The organism is Shewanella sp. ECSMB14101 (assembly GCF_000773485.1).
GTDB lineage: Bacteria > Pseudomonadota > Gammaproteobacteria > Enterobacterales > Shewanellaceae > Shewanella > Shewanella marisflavi.
In genome coordinates this window covers 1-12217 of the sequence record NZ_JSFF01000045.1, presented here as the reverse complement: position 1 = coordinate 12217, position 12217 = coordinate 1, and the positions used below count along the sequence as shown (strand labels likewise).

Genomic DNA, 12217 nt, shown 5'->3' with positions numbered 1-12217 from the left:
CCCCGGAAAGCCGCGATGAACCATAAAAAAGGCCAACCTGTATCATAGGGTTGGCCTTTTCGCATCTAGATAGACTAATCAGATCAAAGCATTAGCCTTGAATACCTGAGTGTCTCAGCAGGGCATCGATCTGCGGCTCACGGCCTCTAAAGCGCTTAAACAGCTCCATCGGCTCCAGACTGCCGCCCATCTCGAGGATATTTTCCAGGAAACTGCGCCCAGTTTCGGCGTTAAAGATCCCTTCTTCCTCAAAACGTGAGAAGGCATCGGCCGACAACACCTCGGCCCACTTGTAGCTGTAGTAACCCGCGGCGTAACCACCAGCAAAGATATGCGCGAAGCTGTGTTGGAAGCGATTAAAGTCAGCCGCTTTCACCACGGCAACCTGATCTCTCACCTCATCCAGCTTGGCCTGAATATTGGCACCCTCTGCCGGGTCATATTCCAGATGCAAACGGAAATCGAACAGTGAAAACTCCAGCTGACGCAGCATCATCATGCCTGACTGGAAATTCTTCGCCGCCAGCATCTTGTCCAGCATCGCCTTAGGCAATGGCTCATGGGTCTCGAAGTGTCCAGAGATCTCGGCTAATGCCTCCTCCTCGAAACACCAGTTCTCCATGAACTGACTCGGCAACTCCACCGCATCCCAAGGCACACCATTGATGCCAGATACGCCCGCCACATCTATCTTGGTCAGCATATGATGAATGCCGTGACCAAACTCGTGGAACAGGGTTGTTACCTCATCGTGGGTGAACAGCGCAGGTTTACCATTGACCGGTGCGTTAAAGTTACAGGTGAGATAAGCCACCGGCTTCTGCAAATTGTGAGCGGTTTGACGACGCACGCGGCAATCGTCCATCCAGGCACCACCGCGTTTGCCCTCACGGGCATAGAGATCCAGGTAGAAGCTGCCTCTGTGCTCGCCCTTTGCGTCTTTAATATGGAAGAAGCGTACATCTTTGTGCCAGCTGTCGAAGTGTTCCTGCTCTTCGATCGTCAGACCAAACAGACGCGACACTGTATAGAAAAGACCAGACAAGACACGATCTTCCGGGAAGTATGGACGTAACAGCTCCTGAGAGATCTCATATCTGTGATGCTTAAGTTTCTCGGCGTAGTAGCTGAGATCCCACGGAGCCAACTCGCTCACGCCAAACTCTTTCTCGGCAAAGGCAGTCAGCTCAGCCAACTCATTTTGCCCCTGCTGCTTAGAGCGGGCTGCTAATTCGTTAAGGAAATCCAGCACCTGCTTGGGCGACTCAGCCATCTTGGTCGCCAGTGACTTGTGGGCAAAGCTGTCGAATCCCAGCAATTTGGCGAGCTGATGACGCAGGTCTAAGATCTCATCCATCAACGGACCATTGTCGAACTCACCGGCATTAGGTCCCTGATCAGATGCGCGGGTCACGAAGGCGCGGTAGCATTCTTCCCTTAGCTGACGATTATCGCTATAGGTCATCACGGGTAGGTAAGAGGGGAAGTCCAGAGTAAATAACCAGCCTTGCTGCTCTTTAGCCTCGGCCATCGCCTTGGCTGCGGCAATGGCGGACTCGGGTAAACCGGCCAGCTCCTGCTCATCGGTTACTAACTTAGTCCAGGCCTGAGTGGCATCTAACAGCTGATTAGAGAAGCTACTGGTTAGCTCAGATAAACGTTTAACCAATTTTCCATAAGTTTGTTTATCCTCATCGTTCAATCCGATACCTGACAGCTCGAAATCACGCAGGCTGTGAGTGATGCTGGTTTGCTGCGCCTGGCTCAGCTTGGCAAATTCATCGGACTCCTTGAGCGCCTTATAAGCTTGATATAGACCCTGATGCTGCCCCACATAGGTACCATATTCAGACAAGAGTGGCAGGCAGGCATCGTGAGCGGCGCGCCACTCCTCTGTGCTAAGCACTGAGTTCATGTGTGATACGGGTGACCAAATTTGGCTCAGTTCGTCATCTACCTGCTCTAGCGGGGCAATCAGATTGTCCCAGGTGTAGGGGCCGCCGCTGGCAAGCACCTCATCGATCTTCTGGCGACAATTGGCAATCCCCTGCTCGACGGCTGGCTGAATATGCTCGGGTTTAATTTGCGAAAATAGCGGTAATTCACTGCCGCTTAGCAAAGGGTTACTCATCTGGTGTCCTCGTCAATCTTAGGGTATTGAGGTTACATATGGGCGACTGGGCGACTATTCAAGCATCTTGGGTAAACTAGATAGACTCCTGGGCATGAGCGCCCAAAGTGACAATTAGCAACAGCGCCTGACAGTTATGAGTTAAACCTAGCAGTGAACACCTAGCAGCGAGCTAGAGGAAAAACCTTGATCTAGAGCAAGGCGATATATACTTGTCACTTACATCACAGATATTGCCAAGCCGATCGCAAATGCGAGCAATTATCATTTATGTTTAATAATTAGCCGATTATCATCCATTTCGATCCCAATAACATTCAGTGTTACACCCATGAACAAATTGCTCACTCACACCTGTATTCTAAGTCTCATGCTGGCAGGCACAGTCAACGCCGCCGAAGAGGCTAATACAGGTACAATCGATGACTCGCACATCAATAACATCATCAGCCATGGCGAAGGCCCTGAGACCTCGGTGATTCTCGATTTAGGCTGGGACTCGAAATATATCTCAGAGGGACGCAACAACTTAGACAAGGGCGGCATCTACTGGGCAACCGCCGCCGTCCAACTGGATGATCTCACCCTATTTACCACAGTCGGTCGTGGCGATAGCCAATATTATATCGAGTGGAACATGGGGCTGGAGTATGGTTTCGAACTTAGGGATAACCTGAGTGCCGCTATCGGTTATCAACGCATCGAGACCTACAGCGATGAGCGCAGTGGCGACAACGAATTTTTTGCGACTATTGAATACACGGCGCTGGAGTGGTTAACCCCATCGGTCAGCTACACCTACTCCACAGAGGCCGCGGGTTACTTTGTCGAGGTCAGCCTGCACAGCGAATGGCCCATCTCTGAAAAGCTAACGCTGACCCCTTATGTCACCCAGGCATTCGACTTCCAATATGTGACCGAAGAGCACAACGGCCCCAACCATTTCCAGTTTGGTTTAGAGGCCCAATATCAGCTGGCCAACCGCTTGGTGCTTTCTGGCCATCTAAGCCGCACCCTGGCTCAGGAAGATATCAAACAGGAAAACCCAGATGCCACGGCTAGCCTTAACAACACCTATGCGGGCCTGCACCTCACCTTTAGCTTCTAAGTAATAGGTTCCCCGACAGAATCCGGTCATTGAAAGCTGGCTCTCCATGAGCTAGCTTTATTAACAGCAGGCAAGGAGTGCCTGCCCTGACTTGGAGGACACGGAATGTCTGCCCGCAGCCACTCACTAGGCTTTATCGCCCGACACCTATTCGCTGTTAACTTTATAGCCCTCTCACTTTGGCTAACTGGCGCTGCACAAGCCCAGGACAAAAGCCAAAGCCAAGACAACAGTCTAGCTAAAGACACACCAGTCAAACCTGAAGTGATCACCCTACCCGCCGACGGTGCGCTGGACAGTCACGGCAATCCTATCGCTATCCCAGACAAGCCCACCAGCGCCCTTAACTATCGCCCCAGCCCGGTTCAGACCAAGCCTCGCCGCGATAAGAAATCGACCAAAAAGCCCAAGCAGAAACGCACTAAGAAACTAAGTCAAAAACAGCTAAGCCGCAAACAGCAGCTTGCCAGTCGCCAGCATGTGGCCGACGACCCGAGCTGCCGCTGGCTCGATAAGCGAATGTCTCATCTAGAGAAGGGCCTCAAGCGGCAAAAGAAACGCCAATATGGCTATCAAGATAAAGAGCTTAGCGCCCGTCAAAGCGAATGGATCTGCATGAAGTGTGGCGCCGAGGGGCCTAACCAAAGCGATCACCATAAGTGCCAATATCGGCGCTAACCTTGCCCCCAGTAAAAAACCTAGGGAAGCCGAGTAAAGATATCAGTGAAAGCCATCTTGTCTCACTCAGGTCTAATCTAGGCTCTACTGTCGGGTCTGCGGCTAAAGGGTGCAACACACCACTGGTTTGCTTGCCGCTTTACCCCTACAATGACCCCCATATGCAATCCTTCGAATTTGGAGAAAAAGATGGCTCAACATTTTGACTATATCTGTTTAGGCGCCGGCAGCGGCGGGATCGCCTCGGCCAACCGTGCGGCCATGCGCGGTGCCAAGGTACTGCTGATCGAAGCCAAGGCACTGGGCGGCACCTGCGTTAACGTCGGCTGCGTCCCGAAGAAAGTCATGTGGTATGGCGCCCAAGTCGCCGAAGCCATGCACCTGTACGCCAAAGACTATGGTTTCGACGTATCGGTGAATAAATTCGATTGGAGCAAGCTGGTCGAGAGTCGCGAAGCCTACATCGAGCGCATCCACGGCGCCTACGACAGAGGCCTGGACAGCAATGGCGTCACTCTGGTGCGTGGCTACGGCCGTTTCGTCGACAACAACACCATTGAGGTCAATGGCGAGCACTACAGCGCCGACCATATCCTGATCGCCACCGGCGGCACTCCAACCATTCCCAACATTCCGGGCGCCGAATATGGTATCGACTCTGACGGTTTCTTCGCTCTTAACGAGCAGCCTAAACGTGTTGCCGTAGTTGGCGCAGGCTATATCGCCGTCGAGCTGGCAGGCGTGCTTCATGCTCTGGGCAGCGAGACTCACCTGTTTGTGCGTAAGCATGCACCGCTGCGCAGCTTCGACCCTATGCTGAGCGAGGCCCTGATGGAGTCTATGGCCACAGACGGCCCTAGCCTGCACACCCACAGCATTCCAGAGTCTGTCACCAAGAACGCCGACGGTTCACTGACGCTCAAGCTGGAAAATGGTGAAAGCTATGAGATCGATACCCTGATATGGGCCATCGGCCGTCGTCCATCCACCGACAAGATCGGCCTGGAAAACACAGACGTTAAGCTTAACGACAAGGGTTATGTGGTGGTCGATGCCCAGCAAAACACCACAGCCCCAGGCATCTACTGCGTCGGCGATATCATCGAAGGCGGCATAGAGCTGACGCCGGTTGCCGTAAAAGCAGGTCGCCTGTTGTCGGAACGCCTGTTTAACGGTATGACAGATGCCAAGATGGATTACAGCCTGGTGCCCACCGTGGTATTCAGCCACCCGGCCATAGGCACCATGGGCCTGACCGAACCCGAGGCGATCGCCCAATATGGTGAGGAGAACGTCAAGGTCTACACCTCAGGCTTCACCTCTATGTACACAGCAGTCACCGCACACCGCCAGGCCTGTAAGATGAAGCTGGTCTGCGCCGGTAAAGAGGAGAAGGTCGTGGGCATTCACGGCATCGGCTACGGCATGGATGAGATACTGCAAGGCTTCGGCGTCGCCATCAAGATGGGCGCCACTAAGGCCGACTTCGATGCCGTCGTTGCCATTCACCCCACAGGCGCCGAAGAGTTCGTTACTATGACAGGTTAGTGTAGGAAAAGCATCTTGCACACATAATTGAATCTGGAAAATAACTAAGTACTGGTTATATGGTATGTATAACCAGTACTTTTTCTAGGGATCATTTATGTCATTTATAATTCAATCGAACAATATCTATAAAGAGACTGATTTATCAATCAATAACAACGTCTGTCACTGTTCTCCAGCTAGTGGCAACATTGGCTCCCTTCCAACTATTTTTAATCACGATGGTTCGTTCAATCACGAAGCCAATAGTTACCTTTTCTATCAAAAAGCAGCCAAGGATGCTAAAGACCTATCTCCTTGTGCTCAAGCTTTGCACGCCTATTATCAATTCCTTGAGGATGAAGGGTTGGAGTGGGATAAATTCCCTCCAATTAAAAGACTTAAACCGACTTACCTTTTCCGCTCTCATTTATTAAAAAAAATCAAGAAGGGTGAACTTGCACACAGCACAGCTAGTGTTCGAATGAACCAAATCGTTAACTTCTACAAATGGTTAATGCACGATGGGTATTTGATAATAAAGAATGAGAAAGAAGCCCCATTTAAGGTGGAATTCGTTTCAGTTCAAAGTCAGGGAGTGCTTGCCCATATATCACCAACCTTCACTGTCACAACAAGCGACTTGAGAATTAAAGTGCCAAAGGACGCAAGCAGTAAAAACATACGTCCCCTGTCACCACTCAACCAAAAATCACTTAGTGTCCTGACTCAATACCTACCCAATGCCTCAGAGGAATTACGCCTACAGGTATTGATTTCCATTGATACAGGAATGCGAATTCAAGAGGTAGCAACACTCTCCCTCAATGCGCTCGATACCGCGACATCATTAGCTGAAAGCGAGCATCGTTATGAAATAGTTTTATCGCCACAATCAACAGGCGTTCAAACCAAGCACCTAAAACAAAGACGAGTGGAAATTTCTTCCGTTCTATTGAGCACGCTCAATGAATATCGTATCTCGGAGCGAAGAATTAAACGGGTCAATAAGCTCGATATTAAGCTAGATTCCTTAAAAGAAACTGCATCCAGTCTAACTCAAGCCGCCGTTGAAAGACTTGAATTATGTGAGCGTCACGAGCCACTTTTTGTCAGTGAACAAGGAAACCCTGTTACAGGTAAATCTATAGAGGCTAGATGGATAGAGCTAAGAGAGTTAATTAAAAAGACCAGCCCTTCATTCACGCATCGTTTTCATGATTTACGTGCAACCTATGCGACATATCGCTTAAGTGATTTACTTGAGGCTGGATTATCTGTAAGTGAATGTATGGCGCTGCTAATGGGGTGGATGGGGCATAGAAACGATTCAACCACTTGGAAATACTTGCGCTACCTGAAGCGCAAAGAGGCTTTCAAAGTTAAATTCGGCATTTTAGACGGCATCATGCATGAAGCGTTAGGCGGTGATAATGAGTAATATCGCTTATTTTCACGGCTGGAAGCCAGAGCTTTGTATTCACTTAAATGGCAGTACAAACCTTTTGGCTGACTTTAATCGATTCATGGTCAAGGGTTTTCTTTCAACAGCGTCATTACAGCAGGGAGGTCACTTTGAAAGTGCAAATAGGGAAGGTTTTATCCTTCAAATGAAGTCTCGCTTTGATGACTTTATAGGCGAAGGTAAAAGCCATGAAACGCTGTACAGCGCCTACAATGAGTGCTCTCTATATCTTCGTTGGTGCGATGAACATAATGAAGAGGCTTTCATACAGGGCTCCATTGAAGCTTACTTTGAGTCTCTTTATAAAGAGGTATTGCTAGGAAAAATAAAGCGCGCTACCTACAAAGGAAAGCGCAGCCATATGCTGAGATTATTTTATGATTACCTAGACCTGCCAGGTTCGTTCTTTGACAATATAATCGTCACGGATAGCAGCGATACTGAGTCCTTTGAGGCTTATACTCGCAGTGACTTAAATCAATTACTACCTTTTTTGCGCAGTCTATTCAAGCAAACTGCCAAGCAGTTTATCGAAAGCCCTGAAAAACACATAGATGCCTATAAGAACACCCCAACCATGACGTTTGACTGGAAGGGAGAGCAATACAAACTATGTGGTGGCATCAGCAAAATGATGTGCGCTGGCACATACCTGCTGGCTTACTACACCTACGCCAATACCAGCGACTTATTTCAACTAAAGCAACCAGATAACGCCTCTACATCAGTTGATGAAATTTGGTACACCATGCCCGCTTTTAAGCGTCGAGCATTCAAAACCATCCAAGTTGAAGTAGGCGATCATGAGCTGGGCATCCCCAAATACGCAATAAACTTCTTCGATACACTGATCGAAGCATCACGTCTTATTTCCACGGACGCCAACGCTACATTATTACAAACGGTCGCCTCAAAGCAACGCGCTCCGCTCAAGACTACAACCTTGCAGGCTTTCTTACGTTTATACGTCGAAAAGTACTTTACCTTTACCGACCAATCGGGTCGTCGCCTGCGCCCTGTCATCAGTCGTTTTAGAGAAACAGGCGCACAAATCACAGCTTACCATCAAGGTGAGCTAGTGAACGACATAATGCTCAACAACAACTCTAACACGAGAAAGAAAAGCTACAGCAAGGGCAACCGAACTGCCAATAATGGGATGATGCAAGATGCGATGTCCTTGCGAGAGCAAGAGATTAAGCAAGGTAAAAGTACGAAAGAAGCTCAAAAAAGCTTAGGCATTGATGTGTTGGTTATCGAGGCAGAAAACAAAATCAACCTCCCTAACTTGAGTCGTACTCCGAACGGAGGAAGTTGCTCTGAGCCTTTTGGTGAAAAGTCAGAAAAGTTCACAAGAAAAGCGCTCAAGCATGGATTGATTATAGACGGTGAGAGATTGGCGTGTGCCAACTTACTTAGTTGTTTTGGCTGTCCAGACCAAGTCATAGTTCAATCTCTCTCAGATATTTGGTGTCTATTGAGCTTCAAAATCTGTATTGAAGAATCCCAATATCGCCACCTTGATGCTCATCACTACAAGAAGAACTTTGAAGACATCATTGTATTTATTGATACCAAGATTCTGCCAAACATTAAGTTCTCTCTGCTCAAAGCGGCAGAAGAAAAATTGGACGATGATGGCTTACACCCGAATTGGGATGATGCTGAGTCAGTGCTTAACCTCATTCCATCACTGGAAACATTCAAATGAGCAGCGATAAATGCAATATCAACCATTTGTATCTTGCTGACTTTCCCGTTGAACATAAAGTCCAGCCTACCGATATTGTCACCTTGTACCATGAGAAGCGACTCGACGAATTGGATGCTGTAGTGGTTTGTCGTGATAAGGATGGAAACGTCACCGCCACTTTTGGTCAAAACGACTGGGATTGCTTTGCTTTTTCACGTAAAAAAAGTAAGAACAAACTTAGTTTTTCGGATTTAGATGCCTATCCAGAATTACAACGTGAGTTAAAGTTGTTCACTTACGGCTGGTTATTTAATCTCTCACCACAAAAAAGAAAGGCAGCAAAGTTTTCAACCGTCCACGCTCGACTAGGAGTAGCTATAAAGGCCTACCGATTTCTCGCGCAAGAAGGTGCGCACTCTCTCTCTGCACTTTCACCTACCAATTTGCGTCAGAAGTTCGATGAGTACCTTATCGAGAGTGAGCTTAGCTTAAGTACAATTGAGCAAACATTTACAGCCATCAAAAAAGCTATCGAGTACACCCCTTGGCATAAGATCGCTTTGGACTTTACTAAGATCGAATCAAGCAAAGAAGCTAGGCGTTTAAATCACATTAAGCGCCAGCAAACATTGGTTATTCCGGAGCGCCTTTGTCACGTCATCTATGGCAAAGCCATGGCTCTTATTGAAGAAGCACTTCCTCACGCCACGCTCATTGCGAATACAGAACATGACCTCCAAGATAACTACATGCAAGGTAAGCAAATCTTAGAAGATAAGGTGAAGGCTGGCAGTGTCTTCACATTCATGAATTCAGATGGGAGCATTGATACCCAAAAGTTTTCTCTCGCTATTGGAGACAATCAACCCAATCAACAAAGTGAACTGATTAAGCCACTGGCAGGAAAACTACCCAATATCTCCTTGAAAAATGGCAGGGATTTTCAGGGATACTTAGGCCAATTAATCACGGCAAGTTACATTGTGTGTGGCGGTTTTAGTGGTATGCGTGATAGCGAACTCGATAAACTCACTCCGAACAGTTATTACCAAGATTCACTCAATGGCCGTGTGCATCACCTTCTTCAGTCTCATACGTTTAAATTGGGTGAAAAACGAGAAACGTGGGTAACAGCAGCCGTATCAAAAACAGCTATTGATTTAATGTCCATCCTCACTAAAACTTGGCGAAGAGAGGCACAATACCCCGATGATAAATACGCAAATTCGCTTTGGGTGAATCAAACACTCCGCTCTCATGCTCCAAAATTAATTACCGATTGGAACGAACGCCTAAAACGGTTTTGCAAGAAGTTTAATTTTAATGTTACTGAAGACGAATACCTAGAGTGTGTGGAGTCGAACCCTTTCTCACTGGTTAAAATTGAAAAGAGCGTAGTGGTTGGTCAACCTTGGCCTATGTCCACTCATCAATTTAGACGTACGCTGGCCTTTTACTGCGTTAAAAACCGATTAAGTACAATGGTTGCACTCAAGCAGCAATTCAAACATCTGTATCTGGCGATGACAGAGTGGTATACCAACGGTGGTAAACTAGCGAGTCTGCGAGATTTAAAGGTGGATACGAAAATACAGCAAGCACTCGAAGAGATTAATGCTGAAACCACCGCGAATAAAATCTTTAAACAATGGCACTCTGATGAAAAACTCTCAGGTTCTCACGGTAAAGCCATAATGAAGATGCGAGGTGATGTTCCGACAATCTACAGTTCATGGGACGTTATCTACAGAGCAGTCAAAAAAGGGAAACTGACCCTTCACGGCACAAGTCATAGCTACTGTAAAAGTGGCTATGATTGCGATATGGATGGTGTATTAATGCCTCAATTCTGTGTTGATTGTGGTTCTGCCAGCAGCATCATTGATGAGCAACAAGCTAAGTGGTGGCAGAGAAAGCACCGAAGCTTAACAACTTATATGGCTTATGGTGACGATATATCGGTAACAGACAGAAGTCACTATATTACTCAAATTAGGGCGGCAGAAAACGTGATGCGAGATTTTGGTATGGAATTTACGGCCTTTGAAGCAGAACTGGCCGTGATGGAGGTTTAGGCATGGGGAAAAGTGAAAATACACTCGTTGCGCTAGAAGCTGCTTTAGACCGAATTGCTAAAGGAAAACCCAGGCGGATACCTACTCATCGTAAGCTCAGTGTGAGAGCCGTTGAAGAAGAAGCAAATTTGGGTAATGGCAGTGGTTATTACTACCCTGATTTTGTTGAAAAGGTTAAAAAGACCAAAGCAGAAATTGCGGCAGGCAAAGGTGAAATCATCCGACCAGAGGTCCAGACGGTACGTGCAAAGCTGAACGAGGAAAAGCGCATCAAGGATAACTTCAAGGCCAAGTATGAGAGCGAACGGGATAAACTAGCCCTTTTCTCGGCTGCACAACACCATCTCAACGACAAGCTGGTTCAGGCATTGGCTCGTATCGATAACCTTGAGTATGAGAATGCGGAGCTTAGGGAGGAACTTGCCAAACTAAAAAGGAGCAAGGTCGTGCCAATTAGATAGAGCTGCCTTTACACCTTATATCCCCACTTGATGTGCACCTCAAGTGGGATCACACCTCAAGTGAGATGCTTCTAGCTCATTATTGGACATTTCCGAGTTAAAGTCTTAACTCTAGTTCGTCAATTTCAGCGAAAAATGTCTATGGGATAACGCTGAGCACAGCGGCGCCACGTCAGTAGCGTCCGGCGGCCATCGGCCGCGAACTGCTGCGCCTTGTTACTGGCTAAAGAAAATGCAAAACCAAGCGCCCAATGGAGTTCACTAGATCCCGGCTGTAAGTTGCCAACCACTTGTTTGCATCCTCATCAAAATGTGAATCGCTAAAACCATTTCTCGAATTTGCTATCGCCCCTGTCAAAGTAGAAATGCTGGTAACCATTTGTGTTGGGAATGGCCCTTTCTGGGATAGCTTCTGTTCAATGTCTGAGCGGACCGCCTTTGAGAGGGGCATCAGATCACTCAAGCTTGCTTGGTTTGGCACATGTTTTCTTACATAAGCTTTATACAGCCCCTCTAAGCAGGAGTATGCGAGTGTTAAGGCGCTGTTAAAGTTGTTCGAATCAATTGCGTTGTCGATTTTCGAGATTGAGGCGTTTAACTTCTCAGAATTCCAGCTATCGCTTGGCACCTGCGCTTTTGGAACCGGGTTGCCACCACCAAAAAGATAAGAGCGCAATTCTTGAGCTTCTTTTGGGAAGTGAGGAGAAACGATATCGATAAACGCTCGAAACACTTCGTATCTCGTCGGCTCGTTCAATCCGTTGAGAATATCCCAATAAAAATCCCTTCGAGTGGTGCTTTTATTGGCCTTTCGCCGTTCCTCTATGTAAAGCGGATAATCAGGCAGGCCAGGATCAAACTGTTGAACAACCTGAATAAATTGTGACCCGCTGTGATAGGCCGGCGATTGGCCCTGATCCAAGATATGGAATAAGCGAGTAAAGGCGGAAATCCATTGCACTTAGTATCCCTCCATATAGCTAGTAACGCCCGCATCTAGGGAATCCCCAGATAATTCCTTTTACAATCAATTAGTAGACACGCATGATGCTGTTTGATCTAATCAATTTCGCCAAAAA

9 protein-coding genes are annotated in these 12217 nt (G+C 47.6%); 7 read left to right on the top strand and 2 right to left on the bottom strand.

Annotation, left to right across the window (positions count from 1 at the left end; translation table 11 throughout):
• Positions 1–91 precede the first annotated feature (91 nt).
• On the bottom strand, positions 92–2131 hold the full coding sequence (gene prlC / locus NY07_RS18605) for an oligopeptidase A (protein WP_033540851.1): 2040 nt from the start codon (positions 2129–2131) through the stop codon (positions 92–94).
• A 331-nt stretch (positions 2132–2462) separates the two neighbouring features.
• Here prlC and NY07_RS18600 point away from each other — a divergent pair, with 331 nt between their 5' ends.
• From NY07_RS18600 to NY07_RS18570, 7 genes are all read left to right on the top strand, one after another.
• Complete coding sequence (locus NY07_RS18600) at positions 2463–3239, top strand: hypothetical protein (protein WP_033540850.1); 777 nt, start codon at positions 2463–2465, stop codon at positions 3237–3239.
• 105 nt (positions 3240–3344) lie between these two features.
• Positions 3345–3917: a hypothetical protein gene (locus tag NY07_RS18595; protein WP_052125893.1), complete on the top strand. Its 573-nt coding sequence runs from the start codon at positions 3345–3347 to the stop codon at positions 3915–3917.
• Positions 3918–4106: 189 nt separating this feature from the next.
• Complete coding sequence (gorA, locus tag NY07_RS18590) at positions 4107–5465, top strand: glutathione-disulfide reductase (protein WP_033540849.1); 1359 nt, start codon at positions 4107–4109, stop codon at positions 5463–5465.
• A gap of 97 nt (positions 5466–5562) precedes the next feature.
• Complete coding sequence (locus NY07_RS18585) at positions 5563–6885, top strand: tyrosine-type recombinase/integrase (protein WP_033540848.1); 1323 nt, start codon at positions 5563–5565, stop codon at positions 6883–6885.
• Positions 6878–8620 (top strand): hypothetical protein, encoded by a 1743-nt coding sequence (locus NY07_RS18580; protein WP_033540847.1) that lies wholly within the window; start codon positions 6878–6880, stop codon positions 8618–8620. Before NY07_RS18585 ends, NY07_RS18580 begins: the two co-directional genes overlap by 8 nt.
• A complete protein-coding gene (locus NY07_RS18575) occupies positions 8617–10677 on the top strand; it encodes a hypothetical protein (protein WP_033540846.1) in 2061 nt (686 codons plus the stop codon). Before NY07_RS18580 ends, NY07_RS18575 begins: the two co-directional genes overlap by 4 nt.
• A gap of 2 nt (positions 10678–10679) precedes the next feature.
• The gene (locus tag NY07_RS18570; RefSeq protein ID WP_033540845.1) at positions 10680–11138 is read left to right on the top strand and encodes a hypothetical protein; all 459 of its coding nucleotides are present in this window, start codon (positions 10680–10682) and stop codon (positions 11136–11138) included.
• A 223-nt stretch (positions 11139–11361) separates the two neighbouring features.
• On the opposite strand, the gene NY07_RS18565 is transcribed toward NY07_RS18570, so the two are convergent.
• Positions 11362–12099 (bottom strand): hypothetical protein, encoded by a 738-nt coding sequence (locus NY07_RS18565; protein WP_033540844.1) that lies wholly within the window; start codon positions 12097–12099, stop codon positions 11362–11364.
• Between the last annotated feature and the right edge of the window lie 118 nt (positions 12100–12217).